Origin of the sequence: Pedobacter vanadiisoli, assembly GCF_042684385.1 — a bacterium.
GTDB lineage: Bacteria > Bacteroidota > Bacteroidia > Sphingobacteriales > Sphingobacteriaceae > Pedobacter > Pedobacter vanadiisoli.
Map to the genome: position 1 here is coordinate 22,573 of NZ_JBHULL010000015.1, position 24,238 is coordinate 46,810.

General features: G+C 39.3%; 19 protein-coding genes. 12 read left to right on the plus strand and 7 right to left on the minus strand.

Translation table 11 applies throughout. From position 1 onward, the window contains the following. Window positions 1-18 precede the first annotated feature (18 nt). Window positions 19-1,614 (plus strand): RagB/SusD family nutrient uptake outer membrane protein, encoded by a 1,596-nt coding sequence (locus tag ACFSR6_RS17025; protein WP_379081010.1) that lies wholly within the window; start codon window positions 19-21, stop codon window positions 1,612-1,614. A gap of 229 nt (window positions 1,615-1,843) precedes the next feature. Here ACFSR6_RS17025 and ACFSR6_RS17030 read toward each other — a convergent pair whose 3' ends face one another. From ACFSR6_RS17030 to ACFSR6_RS17060, 7 genes are all read right to left on the minus strand, one after another. After that, on the minus strand, window positions 1,844-2,209 hold the full coding sequence (locus ACFSR6_RS17030; protein ID WP_379081012.1) for a response regulator: 366 nt from the start codon (window positions 2,207-2,209) through the stop codon (window positions 1,844-1,846). Between the two features lie 18 nt (window positions 2,210-2,227). Beyond that, the gene (locus ACFSR6_RS17035) at window positions 2,228-3,757 is read right to left on the minus strand and encodes a sensor histidine kinase (RefSeq protein ID WP_379081015.1); all 1,530 of its coding nucleotides are present in this window, start codon (window positions 3,755-3,757) and stop codon (window positions 2,228-2,230) included. Window positions 3,758-3,995: 238 nt separating this feature from the next. Then, window positions 3,996-4,409 (minus strand): DUF6691 family protein, encoded by a 414-nt coding sequence (locus ACFSR6_RS17040; RefSeq protein WP_379081017.1) that lies wholly within the window; start codon window positions 4,407-4,409, stop codon window positions 3,996-3,998. Window positions 4,410-4,419: 10 nt separating this feature from the next. Beyond that, window positions 4,420-4,977: a YeeE/YedE family protein gene (locus tag ACFSR6_RS17045; RefSeq protein ID WP_379081020.1), complete on the minus strand. Its 558-nt coding sequence runs from the start codon at window positions 4,975-4,977 to the stop codon at window positions 4,420-4,422. Window positions 4,978-5,194: 217 nt separating this feature from the next. After that, window positions 5,195-7,126 carry an LTA synthase family protein gene (locus tag ACFSR6_RS17050; RefSeq protein ID WP_379081022.1) on the minus strand — a complete coding sequence of 644 codons (1,932 nt, stop codon included), beginning with the start codon at window positions 7,124-7,126 and terminating at the stop codon, window positions 5,195-5,197. Between the two features lie 167 nt (window positions 7,127-7,293). Continuing rightward, the gene (locus tag ACFSR6_RS17055; protein ID WP_379081024.1) at window positions 7,294-8,007 is read right to left on the minus strand and encodes a hypothetical protein; all 714 of its coding nucleotides are present in this window, start codon (window positions 8,005-8,007) and stop codon (window positions 7,294-7,296) included. A 138-nt stretch (window positions 8,008-8,145) separates the two neighbouring features. Further along, window positions 8,146-10,569, minus strand: a complete 2,424-nt coding sequence (locus tag ACFSR6_RS17060) for a TonB-dependent receptor domain-containing protein (RefSeq protein WP_379081026.1) — start codon at window positions 10,567-10,569, stop codon at window positions 8,146-8,148. Between the two features lie 123 nt (window positions 10,570-10,692). On the opposite strand from ACFSR6_RS17060, the gene ACFSR6_RS17065 reads away from it, so the two are divergent. From ACFSR6_RS17065 to ACFSR6_RS17115, 11 genes are all read left to right on the plus strand, one after another. Continuing rightward, on the plus strand, window positions 10,693-13,092 hold the full coding sequence (locus ACFSR6_RS17065; protein ID WP_379081029.1) for a TonB-dependent receptor domain-containing protein: 2,400 nt from the start codon (window positions 10,693-10,695) through the stop codon (window positions 13,090-13,092). 64 nt (window positions 13,093-13,156) lie between these two features. Next, window positions 13,157-13,402 carry an HD domain-containing protein gene (locus ACFSR6_RS17070; protein ID WP_379081031.1) on the plus strand — a complete coding sequence of 82 codons (246 nt, stop codon included), beginning with the start codon at window positions 13,157-13,159 and terminating at the stop codon, window positions 13,400-13,402. Continuing rightward, the gene (locus tag ACFSR6_RS17075) at window positions 13,403-13,750 is read left to right on the plus strand and encodes a hypothetical protein (RefSeq protein WP_379081032.1); all 348 of its coding nucleotides are present in this window, start codon (window positions 13,403-13,405) and stop codon (window positions 13,748-13,750) included. A gap of 70 nt (window positions 13,751-13,820) precedes the next feature. Further along, window positions 13,821-14,498, plus strand: coding sequence for a response regulator transcription factor (locus tag ACFSR6_RS17080; protein ID WP_379081034.1), 678 nt, complete (start codon window positions 13,821-13,823; stop codon window positions 14,496-14,498). Then, window positions 14,495-15,748, plus strand: a complete 1,254-nt coding sequence (locus ACFSR6_RS17085) for a sensor histidine kinase (RefSeq protein WP_379081036.1) — start codon at window positions 14,495-14,497, stop codon at window positions 15,746-15,748. Before ACFSR6_RS17080 ends, ACFSR6_RS17085 begins: the two co-directional genes overlap by 4 nt. A 157-nt stretch (window positions 15,749-15,905) precedes the next feature. Then, window positions 15,906-16,310 carry a hypothetical protein gene (locus tag ACFSR6_RS17090; protein ID WP_379081038.1) on the plus strand — a complete coding sequence of 135 codons (405 nt, stop codon included), beginning with the start codon at window positions 15,906-15,908 and terminating at the stop codon, window positions 16,308-16,310. 2 nt (window positions 16,311-16,312) lie between these two features. Then, complete coding sequence (locus tag ACFSR6_RS17095) at window positions 16,313-17,104, plus strand: phosphatase PAP2 family protein (RefSeq protein ID WP_379081040.1); 792 nt, start codon at window positions 16,313-16,315, stop codon at window positions 17,102-17,104. A gap of 98 nt (window positions 17,105-17,202) precedes the next feature. Beyond that, the gene (locus ACFSR6_RS17100) at window positions 17,203-18,696 is read left to right on the plus strand and encodes an ArnT family glycosyltransferase (RefSeq protein WP_379081042.1); all 1,494 of its coding nucleotides are present in this window, start codon (window positions 17,203-17,205) and stop codon (window positions 18,694-18,696) included. 177 nt (window positions 18,697-18,873) lie between these two features. Further along, window positions 18,874-20,121: a TolC family protein gene (locus ACFSR6_RS17105; protein ID WP_379081044.1), complete on the plus strand. Its 1,248-nt coding sequence runs from the start codon at window positions 18,874-18,876 to the stop codon at window positions 20,119-20,121. Between the two features lie 2 nt (window positions 20,122-20,123). Next, window positions 20,124-21,050, plus strand: coding sequence for an efflux RND transporter periplasmic adaptor subunit (locus ACFSR6_RS17110; protein WP_379081046.1), 927 nt, complete (start codon window positions 20,124-20,126; stop codon window positions 21,048-21,050). A gap of 2 nt (window positions 21,051-21,052) precedes the next feature. Then, window positions 21,053-24,091 (plus strand): efflux RND transporter permease subunit, encoded by a 3,039-nt coding sequence (locus ACFSR6_RS17115; protein ID WP_379081049.1) that lies wholly within the window; start codon window positions 21,053-21,055, stop codon window positions 24,089-24,091. Window positions 24,092-24,238: the final 147 nt, after the last annotated feature.

Genomic DNA, 24,238 nt, shown 5'->3' on the forward strand with positions numbered 1-24,238 from the left:
AATATTAAAGAGATCGTTATGAAAAAATATATAAAATATCTGATTGTTGTAGTTTTAATAATTGCAACCGGAGGATGTAAGAAAAGTTTGGACTTACAAAATAAAAGCGCATACACCTACGACACCTATTTTACAAGTGATGCTGCCATAAATCAAGCCGTGATAGCCAGCTATGCTACTTTATTGCATTCAGGTTTGTGGGCCCGCGAATGGTATTATATTTTTGATTTGCTGGGCTATGATGCAAAAAATGCCCAACCGCTCCAGGGTGATTTATTGGCCCTGGCACAGTATAATTTTGCCCCTAACCAACCACAGTTAGAATCCATGTGGTCTTCCCTGTACCGGTTAATTATGCGATCAAATGTGGTAATTGATCGGGCCCAGGCATGGACCCCGGCCAATCCGACCGAACAGGCCAACCAAAAGCAATATATTGCCGAGGCTAAATTTTTGAGGGCTTATGCCTACTTCAATCTGGTTAATCTGTACGGACGTGTGCCTTTGCGCAAAGCATATATTCCGCTGCCAACGCCAGAAGAAATTAACCTGCCCCGTGCCGCTGTGGCAGATGTATGGGCCTTTATTGAACAGGATTTAAAAGACGCACAAAATGATCTTCCTATTTCATATGCGGCAGCCAGTTTTGGACGTACTACCCGGGGTGCTGCGGTTGCATTGCTTGGTAAATCATACCTCTACGAAAAAAAATGGGGCGATGCTGTTACGGAATTGAGCAAGCTTACCCAGGCTCCATATACTTATTCGTTGGCACCGGTATATAACGACCTGTTTGATGATCCCAATCAGAATAATTCAACCAAAAACCCGGAGACCATTTTCCAGGTAATGAACCAGGCCTGGACCGATTGGGGGATAGGTAACCAGTATGCCCCGTTTGGCGGGCAGGAAACATGGGGTGGGAAAGCCAGCCACTCTGCCCGTGCACAGGAATATGGCTTTAACGACTGGAACAATGTGTTTATTACCACTACGGCTGTTAAAGCTTTTACCTACACTAATCCACAAACCAATGGTGTTTATGTTGATCCACGTGCAGCTTATACTTTTTATGGAGACGCAGCAAGTGGCGGGCAGACCCAATATTGCCAGCAATGCTCAACCGGGCCGATAGCATTTCCTTATGCAACAGCAGGTTACAAATACTTAAAGTATGAGTATTACAATAAGGTAGCAAGTTATGGTGGTCCGCAAAGTGGTATTAACGGGCAGGTAATCCGTTATGCTGATGTGTTGCTGATGCTTGCTGAGGCTTATATACAACAGGGAAACACCGGATCGCAGCCATTGGCGCTGATTAATCAGGTACGCAACAGACCAAGTGTTAATGCCCCGCTTTATATCAGTTTGGGCAATCAGGTTCAGGCAATGACTATCCTGATGCGCGAAAGGCAATTGGAACTGACCGGAGAACAGTCTCGTTATTTTGATCTGATACGCTGGGGCATAGCCAAGCAGACTATAAATTCTGAAAGGCAGATAGAAGATGGTACCCAGCCATTTCAGGATAAAAATGTTTTATTGCCCATCCCGCTATCTGAAAAGAATGCAAATCCTAATGTTGGTAAGGATATTGGTAATGGCTGGAATTAATAATGTGTAGCAACGAAATATAGCTTTTAAAAGAATCTATTAATAAAAAAGACAATTTTCAAATCGAAAATTGTCTTTTTTATTGCTTTTTAATTCCTTCTAAAGGTCTTTTCGTGTTTAAATTAGATTGGTTGCAGGCATTTCTTGGCAATAAGGGGAACATTCGAAACAGGGATTTAGACTTATGTTTTTGAACAAAGCCTTTACCAATATTTCCATAAATGAACAATTAAGCCTGAAGCAATCCTTCAATTTTTTTGAGCAGCACAGTGAGATCAAAAGGCTTGGAAATATAACTGTCTGCTCCACAGCTTTCAGCAATGTTTTTACCATCAGTACTCGCAGAATACATCAATACAGGGGTTGAAGAGGCCTTATGATTATCTCTCAATGACTTTAAAATCTGATCACCTGATATCATAGGCATCCAGATATCCAAAAGAATAAGATCAGGAGATTCTCGCTCTATGGTTCTGAGTGCGTTTACGCTATTCGGTTCAAGCACTACCTGGTAACCATCTTCTTCCAGTAACAGTTCAAGCATTTCCAATATGCCCTCATCATCATCACAAACCAGAATTTTTTTATATTTCATAATTTTAATAAGGGCTAATTAATGCATTGGCAGTGTAAAGTTGAACGTAGAACCAACGTTTTTCTGACTTTCGGCCCATATTGTACCGCCATGGTTGGTAATAATCTGCTGACAGAGGTAAAGCCCAATGCCCATTCCGGGATAGTGTTTCTGTACTTCGCCTACACGATAGAAACGATCAAAAACATTACTCAGTTCATCCTCGCTAATGCCCATTCCTTTATCGGTAACAGATACCTTGATGAAATCACTGATGGAAGACACCTGGACTTCGATTGGGGTGTTATCAGCAGAGTATTTGATTGCATTGCTCAATAAGTTAGAAATAACCTGTATGAGATGTGATTCATCTCCGGTAAAATTCCTGCCTATTTTCCCCGTAAGAGATATTTTTCTTGATGGTGTTGCCGCCCTGATACTCTCAATAGTATCAGCCACCATTTTATCGAAGTCGAATTCTTCCTGGTGAAGGGTGATGTTTCCCGTCTGGATTCTGGATACATCCAACAGCTCTGATAATAACTGGTTAAGGCGCTGGACATATTTCCCGGTTTTTTCTACAATCCCTTTGAATTTATCGCTTGCATTTTCAGGCATCATCCTTTCCATCAGCTGCATATATCCAACAATAGTAGTCAATGGAGTTTTAAGCTCGTGGCTGGCTATAGAAAGAAAATCGTCTTTACGCTGTTGTAGTGCGCGCTGATCGGTAATATCCTCAATAGCGAGCAATATCCAATCTTTATACCTGCCTTCGAGCTCAATACGATGGGCATTGAGCAACATTAGTTTTTTGCCAATATGCGGAAAGTCATGTTTTACCTCAAAATCTAATACCGGATTGTTAGTGGGAAGAATTTCTTCCATCAGTTTTTTTAACTCCGGAATATTCCATTGACCATTACCAAGATCGTAAAGCAATTTACCCTTTGTTTCATTTATAGAAACCTTAAAAGTATTGAGAAAATGGTTATTTGCACTTAAAACCTTATAATCTTTGTCCATTACAACAAGGCTCTCCCTGATGGTTTCCACAATACTGCTTAAGTATTCCTGGCTCTCCCGGTACATCCTGGTTCTTTCTTCAACTTTACGCTCGGTTTCCTGTTGCACAAGTTCGAGTTCCTGCTGTGATTTTCGCCTTGAAGATACATCGTTTTGTATTCCAATAAAATGCGTAATCTGGCCACTTTCGTCCTTAACCGGAGAGATATACAGCTCGTTATAAAATAACTTTCCTTTTTTTGTATAGTTTCTGATTTCTACACTACAGCTTTCTCCTTTGCCAAGTGCGGTTGAAATTACCTTGCGTTCTGACTGCTGGCGGTCTTTACCTTGAAGGAACCTACAGTTGTGACCAATGATTTCACTTCTTATATATCCTGAAATTTTTTCGAACGCGGGGTTACAATAAATAATAGGGTTATCTGGTAAAAGGTTGTCGGTAATCACGATTCCGGTAACCGATGCATCCAAAACCTTATAAAGTACCTCAAGTTCCAGGGGAACATTTATTTTCTTCGTATTGATATGATTTTCCTTAGCCAAACCGATAAAATTTATTTTTTTTATAAACGATATACGACCAATTTAGTTTTTAAAGATTTTAAGTTTTTGATGGATAAATATAGTAATAAGTGCCATCAAACAGATAAATTACGCAGCGTATGATCTGTAATTTCTTTAAAAAATATGCATTGTATGCTCGTTAATTTGATATCAATCTGTTTTTACACTTGATTCATAATTGCACCATGTTTTGCGATAATAGGGGCGATTGGAGGTATTAGTGGGGTAGTTTATTTTTAATTACACCGTAAATATAGGTGCCGAGTAAGGCTCCCAATATGACGATCGCCATGCCAGCGTATCCGCTGCCTAAATTCACAAACATAGGGCCCGGACACGCACCTGTAAGTGCCCAGCCCAAGCCAAAAATTGTGCCGCCAAATATGTATTTAATATAGGCTTTATCTTTATCGTGAAAGATGATTGGGTTTCCGGCAATGTCTTTGGTTTTGAATTTTTTAATTAACCATACGGCTATTATACCGAGTACAACAGCCGTACCAATAATGCCATACATGTGGAAAGATTGGAAACGGAACATCTCTTGGATCCTGTACCAGGAAACCGCTTCAGATTTAGTCATGATGATGCCAAAAAGTATACCGGTAAGAATATATTTTATGAATTTCATTTTTATGATTTTAAAAGATAAATGGCATAATGAGATAAGTTATCGCCAGACCGCCGATAAAGAAACCGATTACCGCAACCAACGATGGTAGTTGTAAATTAGAAAGTCCGGATATGGCGTGGCCTGAAGTACATCCACCCGCATAGCGAGATCCAAAGCCAACCAACAAGCCACCAATGAGTAAAATAGCGAGCTTTTTTATATCTTTCAGGGCTTCTAACGAAAATAAGCTGTTTGGATTCAACCCGCCATCGAACTTAATGCCCAGCTGATTTAAATCGGCAACTGTAGCAGCAGATAATTTTACAGGAGCCGGATTACTGAGGTAGTTGGTGGCAATAAACCCACCTATTATGGAGCCGATGAGGAACATGAGGTTCCAAAGTTGATCTTTCCAATTAAAATCGAAAAACTTTACTTTTTTACCAGCTCCGGCTATCGAGCACATGGTACGAAGGTTTGATGAAAAGCCGAAAGATTTGCCAAAAAAAAGCAAAATGAGCATGATGAGTATGATCATGATGCCCGAGAAATACCAGGGCCAGGGTTGTTTAATGAAATCAATCATGGTGCTTCAAAAATAGATTTATAGGTTAAGAAGCATTTTTAACTTGCTTCCTCATGTTCTGATACAGAACAAATTAATGGATAAATCTTGAATATTTTAGATAGAATTTCAGTTTCTGGCTGAAACTGAAACTCACTAATTATAAGATTGAAGTATTGTTATAGGATGTTAAGGCACCCTGGCAAACAAAGCAAATAACCGGGCTGGCTAAACTATATTATTTCTTTTTAGATTCGAAGCCATACAGGCCGTTTTGATATAGGTAGGAAGCCATTTGATAATTGGAAATTGCCTCGTTAATCAATTTCTGATCTAAAGGTATGGTTACAGCACTCCCTGTTGTAAAATCTGGTTTATAAGCAGCCACTTTTTTATTGGGATCGAGGATGATCAGTTTGTTGTTTTTGATGTAACCCAAACTTTGGTATGTACTGATAAAAGCCCTTTCATCGGTATCCTTCATTTTAAACACATCCTGTCCGAAAAATTTACTGTCATAACTGAAGTTCAGGTAACCTAAAATGCTTGGACCGATGTCAATCTGTGCCGTTAATTTTTCAAATTTACCTGGCGCAATATGTCCGGGACTGTAAAAAATCATTGGAATGTGGTACTTATCTACCGGAAGTTCGACTTTACCGGCACTTGATGCACAATGATCGGCTACAATCACAAACAAGGTATTGGAAAACCATGGTTTCTGTTTCGCTTCGCGGATAAATTTTCCGATAGCATAGTCGGTGTATTTTACAGCTCCCTCTCTGCCCGTATGTGAAGGAATATCGATCCTTCCTTCAGGATAGGTATATGGGCGGTGGTTTGAAACCGTCATTATATGCGCAAAAAATGGCTTGTTGTTTTTGTAATCTTGATCCAGCTCACGCAATGATAGCGTAAAAAGATCTTCATCGGCAACACCCCATATATTCGAATAGTGAATTTCAGTGTCTTTTAATGCACTTCTATCCGTTACTTCATAACCATTATTAGAGAAAAACTCGTTCATGTTATCGAAATACCCATAACCACCATAAATAAACCTGCTGTTATAGCCCTTTGAACGGAATATGCTGCCCAGGGTAAAAAGATTGTGATTATCAGGACGTTTAACAATTGACTGACCGGGTGTTGGGGGAATGCAGAGCGAAAGTGCTTCCAAACCGCGTACTGTCCGAGTGCCCGAAGCGTATAAATTGCTAAAAAGTAAACCCTGTTTTGCCAGCGAATCAAGCTGCGGTGTAATGTGTTGCATATTGCCAAAAGTGCCCAAAAACTCAGCACTTAAACTTTCCACACTAATCAGCACCACGTTCATCCTGTTCTCTGCCCCCGGATTATTGATGTTCCTCGATGTGTTTTTGAATGTTGAGGCTGAATCCTGTTGTAATAAATGGCTGAGTACCGACTCCGCTTTTTTAATCGGAAGCGTTTTATAAAATGTATTATAATCGAGCTGATTGTTCCAAAAAGCAAAACCAAAATCGTACATGCCATTACCCGAAAGCTCGTTTACATATTGGTTGCTGCTTAGGTATTTCAGTTTATGGCTCACACAGAAATAAGTAAATACCGGCAGGCATAAAAGTAGCAACGCAGCTTTTGTCCTTTTGCCAAAAGTACTTTTGTTAATGGTCGATTGCGTGATGTAACTTCTTAAAAAATAAACAATAAGGGCCGTAATAATTACCAGACCTACTGTTATGCTGTTGATGGGGTACGATTGACGGATATTTCCGATTACTTCTGTGGTATACACAAGATAATCTACCGCGATAAAATTGTAACGTACAGAAAACTCTTCCCAAAAGAACCATTCGGAAATGGCATTGAAAATAAGCGTGAAAACAACAAAGAAAAAATAGATAAACAACAATACCTTGTTGAATTTACGCCCATACCATTTCGAAGGCATTAACCATAAATAAATTACAATCGGGATGATGGCAAAAGATGCAGCAGCCAGGTCATAAAACAGGCCTATGAACAAAACTTTTAAGAGGTTTAAAACAGACCAGTCGAAAGAAGCCGCACTGTAAATTAATAGTGCTATGCGGGTTAATAACGAAATGCTACATAATAACAGGGTAGCCAGAAAAGCAGGTCCGAACCTGTTTTCCAATAGTTTACTTGTTTTTTCTTTAATGCTCATAATTGGGCGGCGTTCCAACGGTTGAAACTTACCTGCAAGACCTTGTTTTTTGCGAAGCAAAGGTAAGTTTCAATTCTGAAGGAACTCTGAATGTTTGGTTGTCAAAGCGAAATTAGTGTTAATGCTTTAAATTAACAATTCGTTTATACTTAACTAACCTTGCATTGCTACTTTTTTGAAAAATCAACACTCAATGTTGAAGTAAAGCGGGCAACTAATTTTTCATATAATGCTTTATTGATGGTACTCGAAATAACAATCATGTTATTGGTGCCGGTGCGCGTGGTTTGTCCGAAATCGCTTGCGGTTAGGCCAGTTACCAGGGCATTAAGTTGAACCGTAACTTTAGCCACGTAAGTTCCTGCAGTAACTTCCACTCTCTTAGCTTCAAGTTTAACCACCTGTGCCTGGTTCATTTCGAATCTTACCGGGATTTTTGTTCCCGAAGCTTCTATATAAGTCCCGGTTAATAACAAAGGCGGGTTGGTTAATGAGCTGGCAAGGGTTAAGTTAAATTGGTTGTTCTCATACACTCCAGAGGCTAAAGAAACAGTACCGGATAAAGAATCGGGTTTTAAAGCATTAACCAGGTAAAGGTTTTTAGTTTCGAGATTAATTGCTCCACTACCTGATTTGGTGGCGCTGAATTCGATTTTGGCTACATTAACACTCGCGGTTGTCCAGTTTATGCTTCCATTGGTACCTGCAGCTACCACAGCACCACTGGCACTTGCATTGCTGCTTAACGAAGCATTTAAATTGCTGGCGCTAAAGCTATAACTCAATTTGGTATCGGTAGCTACTTCTTTTTTGGTACAACCCATAAAAAGCACTACCATTAACAGTGTAAGTGTACTGTTTAATTGGTAAAGTTTTTTCATTTTGTTTGATTTTAAGGATATCAGATTTTGGTTAGTGATTAATCCTAAATATAAGTTTCAATTCTGTAGCAATTCTGAAGTTGGTTATAAAAACATGGTTCGTGGTGCCACGAACCATTATAAGGATTTGATTTTGTGTTAAAATTTATAACTGTAACCTAACCTGAATACCTGTGTTTCATAAAAGTCGGTACTGTTAAGTTTAAAGCCATTGCCATTAATTTCCTTTTTTATTTTCAATGTGTTAAAAATGTCATTCCCGTTCAAGAAAATTTCGCCTTTGCCTTTCTGAATTTGTTTTTTAATTCCAAGATCTGTAGAAAAACGGGCCCCAATTTTGCCTTGTGGAATAATATCGGGAGCCAGGTAAGCCATAGATAGCTGAATATCGGTTTTTGCAGCTAATTTGAATTGCCCGTTAAATTTCGCATTTCCCGATACGATCGATTGCGCCGGCATATGGTACACTGTTGGAACCGGATATTGGTTGGTAATGGTAAAAGCATTCATCTTGTTCCGGTAAACCGTGGTACTTAGGTTAAATGAAAACCAGGGAGCAAGTTCTTGCTGTAAAAGTAATTCGCCACCTGAATTAAAACTTCTCCCTGCATTTTGGAAGATATTATATATAAGGGTATTGCCTGGAACAATAGTGGCGATACGAGTAATGGTTCCATTAACAATTTTATGAAAAGCAGCACTGTAAAAATGGCCTTTATCCCAATTGTATTTATAACCCAATTCCAGTGCATGCGTAAACTGAGGTCTGAGTGTCGGATTGCCGACTTTCAGTAATTCTGGTTCATCATATTTAGGAAATATCCTAATGTCAACCTCATTTGGCCTATCTACCCTTTGGTTATAAAAAGCACTGATTTTGTTTCTTTCATTAATCTTGTAAGCCAGGCGTACATTGGGGAAAGGTCTGAAATATTCATAACCATCACTTTTATAAGTATTGTGGTTGGGGTTTACTTTATAATCTACGCGTACATATTCCATCCTTAAACCGGCTTCCAGTTCAATTTTATTGTTTTCATAAACGTAATTGCCGTATACTGCAGGAATATACTCGCTGTAATCGGCCCAGCCACCGGCATTTACGTCGATTGGTGAATTTAAACCCGGATAAAATTGCATATCGGTAGGGATAAAGCGGTAGCGGTATTTAATCCCAGCCTCAACGCGTCCATGTTTTAGCGGACGAATATAATCTAAGTTGAAATCTGATACATGCTCATCCGATAGTAATTTAAAGGCATCCGTTCCGGTGAAGGTGGGCATAATATTGGTGAAGAAATATTTTTCGTCTTCCCTGTGCCAGGTATAATTGAAACCTGCACTTAAAGTATGACCAGGCTGTGCAAACTTATGTTGGTACATTGCAGAACCTGTGGCAGTATATTTTACTTCATCTTCTACAAACTGCCATAAACGATTCCGTACCGTAAAATCGCTATTGAAATAAGGAATATCGCCGAGATCACCTATTTTTTCGCGGTTAAAAAAGCCAGAGAATGTAAAGCTATTATGTTCATTTGGATTAAAATCGAAACCACTTTTTACCGTGCTGAACGTGGTGGTACGGTTTCGTTTAACCTGCTGATTAAGAATAGTACCATCATCATACACCCTTTGCGAAAATTCATTTTTGTTTAACGTTTGTGTATATAAATAATCGGCCTGTAAAAAGGTGTTGAATTGGTTTTTCCGGTAATTTAAGGATAGCGAGGGATTAAATTTTGGTGTGGCCTGGTATTGTGGACTGATACCAGGCAGATTTTCTTTACGCAACCACAAAGCGCCCAGACCCGTACTCATGCCCAGCTTACCATTAAAACCTTCCTGTTTGTTTTTCTTGTAAATGATATTGATGATTCCGGCATTGCCATTGGCATCGTATTTTGACGAAGGATTGTTGATAATTTCGATACGCTCTATAGCTGAAGCAGGAATATTATCCAATCCGGTTTGACTGCCAAAGCCTGTAATTGCATTTTGTTTGCCATCAATCAGCACCGCAATTTTATCATTACCCCTTAACTGCACTTTTCCATCCTGAATGGTAATGCCCGGAAGGTTCTGCATGGCCTGTAATACCGATCCACCCAACTGACTGGTGTTTTTAGTAAGATCGTAGGTTTTTTTATCCAGTTTATTGCTTAATCCTTCATTCGGTGTGCCCTGAACATTAACCGTTTGCAGCGTTTGGCTATCTTCTGGCAATTCAAAAATACCAAGGTCGAGAAATGGACTCAACGTACCAATGCTAATGTCTTTTTTTAAGGTTTGATAACCCATCATACTGATTTGCATATGGTAATTGCCAGAGGGTAGGTCTTTAATGGTGAACCGGCCCTGGTCATCACTTATGGTACCTAAAAGAAATTTTTCATCGTTTGGTTTTTTTAATACAATGTTAGTATAGGGAAGCGTGGTTTTGTTCTTCGCCTCTTTAATCTGTCCTGATATGGTAATGTTTTTTTCCTGGGCGCAAATATCGTCCGCCAGCAAGAATATAGAAAAGCAGAATAGCTTTAATATCCGTTTGTAATTTTTCATAATTAAAAGTTTTCCGCTGGCAAATTAGAAAGCAATTCTGAAGAGAATCTGAACCCGGACATTTTACATCATCTTCAAATTTCCGACAGATTTGAACTGTAACTATGCGGAAAAAATGTTGCAATGCCTAAAATTTATACACTACTATTATCTTTTATATTTTTTGTACCTCAAATCCTTTTTGCTCAAAACAGCGGGGTTGTTACCGGAAAAATTGTTGATGGATCTACCTCAAATGCCGTTGAATTTGTCAATATTGTACTAATGAAACCTGGAAGTGCTGATGTTATAAAAAGGGAAGTAACCGATGCGAAAGGAAATTATAAATTGAACAATGTTCCGGAAGGAACCTATTTTATTGTGGCGAGTTTTATCGGTTATCAGAATTTTAAAACCGCAAGTTTTACGGTGAGTGCTGCACACCAAAAAATAATCCAGGATATAAAACTGGAAGGAGGGATGAAAAACCTCGATGAGGTTACTGTTGCGTCCAAAAAGCCACTTTACAACAATAGTATAGATAGAAAAGTTTACGATGTATCGCAAGATATGCTCGCTAAATCCGGATCGGCAAGTGAGGTATTGGCCAACGTTCCGTTGGTTCAGGTTGATGTTGACGGAAATATCAGTTTGCGTAATTCAACCGCTACTATATTAATTAATGGAAAGGTTTCGCCTTTAATGGGAGCAAATGCAGCGGCAGCGCTGCAGCAATTTCCTGCCAATAGTATTGAAAAGATAGAAGTGATTACCAATCCATCAGCCAAATACAGGCCTGATGGCACGGGTGGAATTATCAATATTGTATTAAAGAAGAATGTGAAAAGGGGCTTAAACGGAACCTTAACCGGAAATGTTGGAAACCGTGAACGTTATAATGCCGGTGCAAATGTGAATTATAACATCGGGAAAATAAATATTTATGGAAATTACAGTTTGAAGCAAGACGACAGGCTGCGAACCAATACCAATAACCGTGTGCAAACCGATCCGGTAACACAGGTTATACGGTATTATGATGATTTCGCCATCCAGCGGGCGAGGCCTTTTTCTAATATTGGGGGTGTTGGTATAGATTATAATCTGTCTGATAAAACAACAATGGGTATATCAGGTAATTTTTACGTTCGCAATATACACAAGCACGATATTACCACTAAGGTGATTCGTACAGTTTCGTCCCTTGAGCAGGATTATGATAGGAAAAGGGAAAATTTCGAACAGGAAAAAAACTTTGATGCGACGATTTATGCAGAACACGGATTTAAAAAGAATGGAAATAAGCTAAGGCTAGAATTTAATATGGCACATTCGCCCGAGGTTGAAGATAACCGTTACACCAATTTGTTCAGGTATCCGGCTATTGCCAACCAGTTAGACAATACCCTGATTAAGCAGACCGCCAATCAGAAACATGCGGCGTTGACATATGAAAATCCAATAACTGAAAACAGTAAAATTGAAGCGGGTTACGACGGGCAGTACAATAAAGAAGACCTCGATTTTTATGGTGAAGCTTTTAACCAGGCACAACAAAGGTTTCTGACCGATTTTAATAAAACCAACCGTTTCATTTACAATGAAAATATACATGCCTTATATGGTACTTATGCTTTAGACGTTAAAAAAATCGGGATGATGTTAGGCTTAAGGGGGGAGTATTCCGATGTGACCTCTAAACTGATTACTACAGGAGAAGTGGTGCCCAATCATTATTTTAAGTTGTACCCAACACTTCATTTTACTTATAAAGTAGCTAGAAATAAAGAACTGCAGTTAAATTACAGCCGAAGGGTGAGAAGGCCTGAAGCCGATGAGTTAAATCCTTTTGCTGAATACGCCGACCCTACCAATGTAAGAGTAGGTAACCCTTATTTATTGCCCGAAATTATCCACTCAGTAGAGCTGGGCTATCAGTGGAGTAACGATCACTTCAGTATTTTGCCAGGTATTTATTACCGCTATACCTATAACCGTTTTACAGCGATTACAGCACCGTTAAATGATTCGGTTCTGGTAACCCGGCAGCAGAACCTGAGCAACGACAGGGCTTTTGGTGCTGATGTAATGCTTACTTTACATCCCAGCGATAAACTGAGTTTTAACCTGATTCCAAATGTGTTTTACAATCAGATTGATGCCACTAACCTTGGCTATAGCAATAAGAAATCTACCGTTACCTGGTCGGCCAATGTTAACGGAAGTTATATTTTACCATGGGGAACAGCCATTCAGCTTAATTCCGTATATAAATCGGCACGTTTAACTCCGCAGGGCAAATACCTGCCCAGCTATGTACTAAATATTGGTGTAAGAGAAGAAGTTTTAAAGAAAAAAGGTTCTGTATACCTCACAGTATCAGATTTATTTAAATCACAACGCCAAGTTGCAGAACTGCAATCGCCATTGCTCTTGCAAAACATTAACCAGAGAAGTAACTCCAGAATTTTTTACCTGGGCTTTAGTTACAATTTCGGCATTGTTAAGAAAAAGAAAGATTTGCAGTTCGATAATAGTCAGTAAAATATGATGCTACAGTTTTTCTTCAGATTTTACTTATAATATTGTGGCATCTATTTTTTTTTAAGTGGAAGAGAAGATATTGATCAGCCGGGTATCAGATTATGTTCAGGGGCTTTTAGAAAACGGGCTTCCGGAACATATGTACTTTCATAATTTCGAACATACCTTACTTGTAGTAGAAGGGGTGAAAATAATTGGAGAGTACAGCGCTGTAAGCAAACACGAAATGTTGGTGCTTACTCTGGCAGCCTATTTACACGATATTGGTTACACCCGCCAATACATCGGACATGAGGATATCAGTGCCTAAATGGCCGGTACTTTCTTAAATACAAATGGTTTAAGTAGTTTAGATATAGAACTGGTGCAGAACTGTATTTTAGCTACCAAATATCCGCAACTGCCCCACAATAATTTAGAAAAAATAATATGTGATGCTGATTTCTATCATTTCGCATTGCCAACCTATACTGATTTTGCCCTAAGGTTGAAACAGGAGTGGAAAGAAAATATTAATTTGACTTACAGCCATAGGGAATGGGACACTATTAATATCAAAATGCTGATAGGCCACCAATATTTTACCGATTATGGAAGGCAGTTTCTGCAGAAGAAGAAAGACCGGAATATAGAAAAGCTTATCCAGCGTTTTACCTGATTTAATAAAAACCAGATGTTTAACTTTCGGGTTTAAATGGTTACTTTAAAAGCACAAAAAAAGATACAAAATGAAAATTCTGGTTATTGAAGATGAACCTGCTTTACTGGAGAGTATTTTGGCCTATTTTACCGGAGAAGGTAACATTTGCGAGCATGCTTCGGATTTTGCTGCTGCTAATGAAAAAATATCACTTTACAGTTACGATTGTATTCTTTTGGATTTGGGATTGCCCGGTGGAGAGGGGCTGGAGCTTTTAACCAGGCTTAAACAGCTGAAAAAAAGAGATGGTGTACTGATTATTTCTGCACGACACTCTTTAGATGATAAACTTGCAGGCCTTGATCTTGGAGCCGACGATTATTTGGTTAAACCGTTTCACTTATCAGAACTTAAGGCCAGGGTAAGCGCCATTGTCCGCAGAAAGAATTTTGATGGCGATAATGTTATTTTGTTTAATGAGATGACCGTCGATGTTTCGGCTATGAAAATCCTGGTTAAGGGAAATCAGGTCATATTAACCAAAAAAGAGTTTGATCTATTGGTTTATTTTCTTTCCAACCGTAACAAGGTGGTCACTAAAAATGCAATGGCCGAGCACCTGTGGGGCGATGAAATGGACCTGTCGGATGATTTCGACTTTATTTATACCCATGTTAAAAATCTCCGTAGAAAGCTGCTCGAAGCCGGTGCAGCAGATTATCTTCGTTCTGTTTATGGGATTGGCTACAAATTTGGCGATATATGAAACTCTCCAACCGTTATAATAAGGCCAATATTTTAACATCAATCGTTGTATTGATCATTACCGGGATTATTTACTATGTGGTCATCCATTTTATATTAACCGAAAAATTAGACCGCGATTTAGCTGTTGAAGAAAATGAAATTAACCAGTATGTAAGTACTTTTCATAAACTCCCGCTACCTGCCAGTTACCTTGATCAGCAGATTTCTTATAAAGAAATTAAAGGGATAAGTCCCGAACGTGAATTTTTATACACCAATTATTACAATCCTAAAGAACATGGAAATGAACCTGGAAGGAGTTTGATTACTGTTGTACACGTAAATGGCAAAGCAGTTGAAGTAACCATTACCAAATCGAGGGTAGAATCAGAAGACCTTGTTAGAATTATATTACTGATTACGGTTGGTATTACTGTAGTGCTGCTTTTGTCGCTGTTATTGATCAACAGGTTTGTACTGAACAGGCTTTGGCGCCCATTTTATTCCATTTTAAGCCGGATGAAAGCTTTTGAGGTTACCCGAATGGATACCATTGAGCACGAGCCAACCAAAATAGATGAATTTAATGAACTCAGTAAATCGGTAAATACCATGGCCGAAAGGGTACGGCAGGATTATAAGGAACTGAAAAGTTTTACTGATAATGCTTCGCATGAAATGATGACACCTTTGGCAGTAATCAATTCTAAATTGGATTCTTTATTGCAAACCGAGTCGTTTACCGAGCAGCAGGGTGTATTGCTGGAAGATATTTATCACGCCACAGGCAGGTTATCAAGATTGCACCAATCGTTACTGTTGCTGGCTAAAATCGAAAACAACCTGATTCCCGATATACAAATTATCGAGATGAAAGAAATGGTAGAAGCGAAAGGACGGCAATTTAAGGAGCTATTGGAAAAAGATGGTTTGGTACTCAGCGAAAACCTTGCTCCGGTTGAAATTAAAATGAGCCGTTATCTCGCCGATATCCTGTTGAATAATCTTTTTAGCAATGCCGTACGGCATAATGTGCCAAACGGACATATCCATATCACCTTAAGCAATGAGACTTTAATTATTTCGAATTCGGGCAAAACAGGTAACATACAGCGTAAAATATTCGATCGTTTTTCAAAATCGGCAGAATCAGAAGGTATGGGGCTGGGTTTAGCCATCAACAAACAGATTTGTAACCTGTACGGCTTTAAGATTGACTATCAGGCAATAGATGGAGAACATGTTATTACAGTCTATTTTGGTGGTTAACCTGCACTTTTTTTACAAACGAAGATGATTAATGATTAAAAATCCGCTGCATAAATCAGCGCTGTGAGGATGAAAAACCCCTGAACATTTGAATTACGGCTAACTACAGAATTTCTTCATAATTCACTTCTAGCTTTGATTTAAAAATTTAAAAGCTATGAAAACAATTTTTGGAATTTTATTGCTGGCAGGTAGTGTGGCTACTGCATATGCACAAAAAATTAATGCATCCAAAGTACCTGTTCCGGTTATTGCAGCATTTACAAAACTTCATGCCGGAACCAAAGTTTCATGGGAAATGGAAAAAAAGGATTACGAAGCCGGCTTTAAATTGAACGGTAAAGAAACTTCGGAAGTTTACTCGGCAAAAGGTGTGCTTTTAGAAACCGAAACAGCTATTAAAGTTATCGAATTGCCTGCTACAGTTCTTGCCAAATTAAAAGGTTCAAAAATCGCCGAGGCTGCCAAAATTACCAAAGCGGATGGAACCATTTATTACGAAGCAGAGGTAAAAGGTAAAGATTTGATGTTCGATGCTAACGGAAATCCGGTAAAACCATAATTATGCGAAACATCCTGATTTATACTTTACTTTTCGTTGCTTTTATCGCTTCATGTGCTGCTCAAAGCATCGATTCAGTTAAAAACACACCTGCCGATTCATTAGGTAGGTGGTACACTGGTAACCCGGTTCCCAAAAAACGGTTTCAGGCGGCAACATTTATTGCACCTGTAGTATTAATGGGGTATGGCTTTGCAGCAGTTTACGATCATGGGGCTTTAAAACAATTGGATGTAAGCACCAGGGCAGAATTACAGGAAGATCATCCTTTATTTGCAGCCCATGTAGATGATTACCTTCAGTTTGCACCTGCTGCAGCGGTTTATGCACTTAATTTATCGGGTGTAAAAGGTAAACACAATTTATTTGATGCTTCTATGCTATATGTAACTTCAGCAGCAATTATGGGTGTTTCTACTCATTTTGTTAAACAGGGGGTAGGCCGGGAACGGCCTGATGGCTCGGGGCTAAATTCTTTTCCTTCAGGGCATACCGCATCTGCATTTATGGCTGCTGAGTTTTTACACCAGGAATATAAAGATGTGAACCCATGGATTGGTTATGCAGGCTATTTCGTTGCTACGGCAACAGGAACGCTTAGGATGTACAACAACAAACACTGGTTTAGCGATGTAGTGGCAGGAGCGGGTTTTGGGATTGCTTCCACAAAAATATCCTACCTGGTATATCCCTATATTAAAAGCCTTTTCACCACGAAAAAAGAAGGGAATTTTACATTTATGCCTTTTCACCAGCAGGGGAGCACAGGTTTAATGCTTTCGGGCAGATTTTGATCTTGAAATAACTTTTTGTAACGCTTCACTTACAATTGCAATTTTTTTCAGCGTTTCTACAGAATCTGGAAATAATTTTACTTAAATTCTTATTTAACATGGGTTTAAGAGAAAAAAGTACTGGCTTTAAAATCGATAAACTACCATTTTATCTGTTTATAGCTGTATTACTGATCAGATTAATTGCCATTGGGTTAATGGGGCCAATGCCACAGGATGCCTATTACTTTTTTTATGCACAACATCCCGATTTATCTTATTTTGATCATCCACCTGCCATTGCTTACCTGCTTAAATTATTTACGTGGATTTTAGGAAAAAATGTATTTGCCATTAAACTCGCCGATTCGGTTTTAACTGCATTAACTTCTATAGCCGTTTATCAGCTCGCCCTAAAGTTCTTTACCAAAAATGAGTCTCAAAAGATTATTGTACTTTTTTTGAGCACACTTATGGTGAGTATTATCTCTTTGGTTTCTACACCCGATACACCTTTACTTTTTTTCTGGACACTTTCCCTGCTTGCACTCTTTAAAGCCCTTTTTGAGGAAAAAAAAGTTTGGTGGCTGTTGGTAGGGGTATTAATGGGATTGGCATTCGACAGTAAATATACAGCCATTTTTCTGCCTTTTGGATTGTTTGTATTCCTGTTGCTTAATCAACCCAAAAGGAAACTTTTATTAACAATATGGCCCTGGTTAAGCCTCATAATAATGGTTTTGGTTACCTCTCCTGTAATTATCTGGAATTTAAAAAACCATTTCGCATCGTTTGCTTTTCAGGGCTCGCAAAGGATGCATGATGCTGCGGTACTGGAATTAAAACCAAAATTTATATTAGGCCTTTTAGGCCATCAGCTTTTGCTCCTCATCCCCATACTTTTTATGGCTGTTTTATATGCGCTTTATAAGACAATCAGGACTTATGGACGGTCTTTAAGTAAAATACCGGCAACTAACCTCTTCCTGCTTTGTTTTTTTCTGCCAATTTTTGTTGGTTTTCTGTTGTTGGCGCCTATTTATTGGATAAAGATCAATTGGATGATGCCCTCATATATTACAGGGATTATGCTTGCTGCGGCGTATATCAATAAAAAATGGTTTAATATACAGATTATTATTTCATTTATTGTCCATTTAGGCCTGCTTGTAGAACTGTTATTTTATCCTGTTCCCATTAAATCAGATGATACATGGGTTGGGTGGCAAAAATTGCATCAAAAAGTTTCCGAGATCAAAAATAAGCAGCGGGCCGATTTTGTGTTTTCTGCTGATAACTATAAAACTTCTGCCGAACTTAATCTATATAGTAATTATTTTATTTACGGCCAGAATGTGATAGGCGAAAATGCATTACAGTTTGATTATATAGGAACTAAATTGATCACACTTAATGGTAAGAATGCTATTTATGTAGATTCTGATCCGGGTTTTAAAAATGACGGGCCAAACACTGTTCAGCCTCATGCTGTTCTCCCATATTTCGACTCGGTAACACAATTACAGCCTATTATTATTAAGGAAAAAGGTAAGGCGGCAAGGAAGTTTTTCATCTACCTGTGCAAAGGCTATATCTTCCATCAAAAAAAGTGAGCTACAGATTTTCTTCATAATTGATCCTTAATTTGGCTAATAAAACAAAATTAACTTACGTGAAAGTTGAAAATATTAAGAAATTGAGGGTATTAAGCTGGCATTGTTGTAAACCTTAATTTTTTTAATCCTTTGAAAGTCAATATACAATTGAAAATAGCTGAGCAAAAACATAAAATGAACCTAAAGTTAAAATACTTGATTTTTTACCTGTTTGCCTTTTCATTTACCAGGGTAATGGCACAGGTGCCGGTAAAAAGTCTTGATTATTATTTAAAACAGGCCGAATTTACAAGTCCGGTACTTAAGGATTTTCAAAACCAGCAACGTTCGGCAGGGATAGATAGTTTGATTGTCCGGGCTACCGGCGGAGCGCAGGTTACGGCCAGTTCGGCTGGGATGTATGCGCCTACTTTTCGCGATTATGGTTACGATAAAGTGCTTACCAACGGACAGGCGCTGGAAGCATTGCTTAATGTGAATTATGATTTGCTGAACAGGAAGCGTATTAATAACCAGCTGGAAGGTGTTAAAATTCAAAGCGATTCCATTAAATATGCCAGGCAATTGTCGCTGTACGATCTGCAAAGATCTGTTGCCGACCAATATATTTTAGCCTATGCCAGTCAGGAACAGGTAGGTTTTAACCGCGAAGTGGTTACCCTGCTCGAACAGGAAGAAACATTACTTAAAAAATTAACGAGAAGTAATATTTACAAACAATCAGAGTATTTAACCTTTTTGGTTACCTTACAACAACAGCAGTTGGTACTAAAACAGGCCGAGCTACAGTTTAAAAATGATTATGCCACGTTAAACTACCTGGCTGGTATTTCTGATACCACGCAGGTGAAGTTAGCCGATCCGAAATTGCAAACAGAAATCAGTACAACTGCCCAGGGCTTTTTTAATAAACGTTTTGACCTTGACAGTTTAAAAAATATCAACCAAAAAAACGCTGTCGGTTTTAACTATAAACCCAAACTTGGGGTATACGCAAACGGGGGTTATAATTCTTCATTTGCTTTGCAGCCTTATAAAAATTTGGGGGCAAGTATTGGTTTCACTTTTTCCGTTCCGATTTACGATGGTCATCAGAAAAGAATGCAGTACAATAAGCTGAGTCTTTCTTCAGAAACCATAGCCGGCTACCGTAATTTTTTTATCCGCCAACAGCAACAACAGCTAAACCTCATCCGTCAGCAGCTAAGCCAGACTGATGCACTTTTCCCAAAAATTAATGAGCAGATCCGTTTCAGCAAGGGTTTGATAGAGGTGGATAGCAAATTAATGCGTACCGGCGATTTAAAAGTAGCCGATTTTGTTATTGCAATCAACAACTACCTGGCTGCTCAGAATTTACTGCGTCAAACCAGCATTAACCGTTTAAAACTGATCAATCAATTTAACTACTGGAACCGATAACCATGAAAAGCTATTTAAAATTAATGTGCAGTGGCATTACCGTTTTGTTTATTTTTTCGGCATGTAATCATTCTGCTCCAACAGAGACAATAGATGAGCCTTCGCCTGTTACACCGGTTCAGGTAACCTTCGTGCGCGACAGTTCTCTTTCAGAATTTATGGAGTTTTCGGCAGTTTCGGCCTACCTGGAGAAAAGTTTTGTAAAGGCAAATATTAACGGTTACGTAGAAAATGTAGAAGCTGTGCTGGGCAAGCAGGTAGGCAGCCATCAATTGTTGTTTAGTTTAATCACCAAAGAGGCCAAATCAATTGGTAATAGTGTAAATAAGCTCGATGCGGGGTTTAAATTTTCGGGTATCTCCAATATCAGGGCCGATCAGGCCGGAACAATTATTCAGGTAAATCATCAAAAGGGAGATTATGTACAGGATGGAGAGGCTTTGGCTACCATTAGCAACCGCAATAGCCTGGTTTTTCTGCTCGATTTACCTTACGAATATAATCAGCTGATCAATCAGAACAGAAACGTGGATATCCTTTTACCTGACGGGACCAAAATGACTGGCATGGTTTCAGGAACAATGCCCTCTGTTGATTCATCGGCACAAACCCAGCGTTACGTTCTGAAAATAGGGGCGGGTAAAGATATTCCTGAAGGTTTGATTGCAAAAGTGAGGTTAACAAAAGTTAACCATGCACAGGCCCAGGTATTGCCAAAATCGGCGGTTTTGGCTAACGAAACTGAAGATGAGTTTTGGGTAATGAAACTCATTAATGATTCGACAGCGGTAAGGGTAAATGTGAAAAAAGGTATCGAAAACGAGAAAACCGTTGAAGTGCTCGATCCTAAATTTTCAAAAACCGACAGGATCATTACAAGTGGTAATTATGGAATTGCCGATACAGCCAAAGTCAAAATCCAGAAATAGCCATGAATAAGTTTTTCATTTCACATAAAAATCCTATCCTGGCAGTGCTGCTCATCATTATTGTGGGCGGGATTTATTCCTTTAATCAGTTAAAAACTGGGCTTTTTCCTGAAATTACCTTCCCTAAGATCAAGATTATTGCTGATGCAGAGCTACAGCCGGTTGATAAGATGGTGGTTACCGTAACCCGTCCTCTGGAAAATGCCGTAAAACAGGTGCCCGATCTTCAATTGGTTAGGAGTACCACCAGTAGGGGCAGTTGCGAGCTTTCTGCATTTATGAACCCAGGAGCCGATATTGATCTGAGTCAGCAACGCATAGAATCGCAGATTGCTAAAATCAGTGCTTCATTGCCGGCCGGGGTTAACATTTCAGTAGAAAAGATGAATCCGTCTATCCTCCCGGTAAGTGGATACAGTTTGGAGAGCCATAATTATTCATTGGCCGAACTGAAAAAAATTGCCACCTATACCGTAAAACCCTTTCTTTCGCAAGTTGACGGCATTTCCGAAATCCGTGTTATAGGCGGTAAGAGCAAAGAATACTGGCTGGAACTCGATGCGCAAAAAATGCAGTCACTCGGTATCTCGCCCGATCAGATCAATAATGCCCTTGGCGAAACCAATTTTATAAAATCTAACGGTTACCTCACCGATCATAATTATCTCTACCTGTCTGTAACCGATGCTACTGTAAAAAATAAAAGCGATCTGGAAAACCTGGTGCTGAGCAGAAAGGGCAACCGGATGATTAAGGTTATGGATATTGCTAAGGTAAATATTCAGCAGAGTGTAGAATATACCCGCATTAATGCCAATGGTAAAGATGGGGTTCTGATTGCAGTAATTAAACAGCCCAATGCCAACCTGGTTGATCTTTCTAATGAGATGTTTACCAAAGTTGAACAGTTAAAACATATCCTGCCGGCAGGTGTAAGCATTAAACCTTATTACATACAGGCTGATTTTGTAAACGAATCGATAAAAAGTGTACGCGATAGTTTATTGATTGGTTTGGTATTGGCCATTTTGGTAGCTGTTATTTTTTTAAGATCGCTCAAGGCAAGTGCTACCATTTTAATTACTATCCCGGTTACCCTTTGCTTAACCATGATTGTACTCTATTTTATCGGCTATTCGCTCAATATTATGACTCTGGGTGCTATTGCAGCTGCCATAGGTTTAATTATTGATGATGCCATAGTAGTAGTAGAGCAGATTCACCGCGCACATGAAGAACACCCAGAAGAACTTACCATGCGGTTGCTGAGCAAAGCTGTTGGTTATCTTTTTCCGGCCATGCTGGGCTCATCAATCAGTACCATCGTAATTTTTGTTCCCTTTGTATTGATGACCGGTGTTGCGGGCTCATATTTTCAGGTAATGACTAATACTATGATTATTACCCTGGTTTGTTCTTTCTTTGTTACCTGGATTGGCTTGCCCGTAATTTATCTTTTGCTTACCCGAAAAGGGGGCAGCCATGCCGCTTCTGGTAAAAAGGTGGTAATACATGAAGTTAAATCGCAAAATTGGGTGCGTTATTTTATACAACGGCCTTATGTTTCGATTATATTGATGTTAGGGCTGATCGTATCAATTATACTCATCTTTCCGCGTTTAGAAACGGGTTTCCTGCCTGAAATGGATGAAGGTAGTATTGTAATGGATTATGCTTCACCTCCGGGAACTTCACTTACTGAAACCGACAGGATGCTTAGGCAGGTAGAAAAGGAAATTGTAAAAATCCCTGAAGTTCAGGCGTATTCGCGAAGAACGGGAACGCAAATGGGCTTTTTTATTACTGAACCCAATACCGGCGATTACCTGATCCAGCTGAAACATGATAGAAAAAAAAGTACCAATGAGGTAATTTCGGAGATACGTGCGCATATTGAACATACACAACCTGCATTGGTAATCGATTTCGGGCAGGTAGTTGGCGATATGCTGGGCGACTTAATGAGCTCTACCCAGCCTGTTGAGGTGAAAATTTTTGGTAATGACCAGGAGAAGCTGCAGGCGCTATCTAAAAAGATAGCAAACCTGGTTTCGCATGTAGACGGTACAGCCGATGTATTTGATGGTATTGTACGCTCAGGACCAACGGTAAATATCCAGCCTAATTTTACCATGCTGGCGCAGTATGGTGTTAGTCCCGCATCCTTTCAATCGCAACTCCAAACGGCCATGCAGGGGACCATAATTGGCAATTTATACGATAAGCAACAGCTTTCGCCCATCCGCATGGTTTATCCGGGCAGCAGGACATTTAGTGTGGCCGATATCAACAAGCTTAAAATTTTCTTACCCAATGGAACAGCAGTGCCCATTCAACAAATGGCCCGGGTTGATCTTAAAGCAGGAATTGCAGAGGTAGCCAGAGAGAACCTGCAAACCATTGGGGTAATTACGGCAAGGCTCGATAGCCGGGATCTTGGCAGTGTAATGAAAGACATTCAGAAAACCATAAATGCCAATGTGAACCTGCCTTCAGGTTATCATATTGAGTATGGTGGTGCATATAAAGAACAGCAACAATCGTTCTCCGAGTTGCTCACCATTCTAATCGCCTCAAGTTTGCTGGTGTTTAGTGTGATCTTGTTTCTGTTTAAGGATTTTAAAATAGCTTTTCTCATTTTACTGATCTCGGTACTTGGCCTTGCCGGAAGTTATTTAGCTTTGTTTTTTACCCGTACGCCGCTCAATGTAGGCAGTTATACGGGCTTGATTATGATTGTGGGCATTATTGGCGAAAATGCAATATTTACCTTTCTGCAGTTTAAAGAATCGCTCACCAAACAAAGTGTTGATGATGCCATAACCTTTGCTATCTCTACCCGGTTACGTCCAAAATTAATGACCGCCTTAGGTGCCATTATTGCTTTAATGCCTTTGGCTTTGGGTATAGGGGCAGGTGCACAGCTGCATCAACCGTTAGCTATTGCTGTTATTGGTGGTTTTATAGTGGCCCTGCCACTATTGCTCATCGCTTTGCCAAGTCTGATCAAGGTGCTTTATAAGCACTGGAATGAAAGCTAGGTTATTGGATTAACTTTTTTGATAATTAGTCTCTACTACTTTTGTTTTACTACGAACCGCTTACCAATTGGAACCTCCGGGGAAACAGCTTTCCTTTTCCTGGAAGATTAAATCTGCCAAACAGCCAATTAACAGGTTGGTTATTCT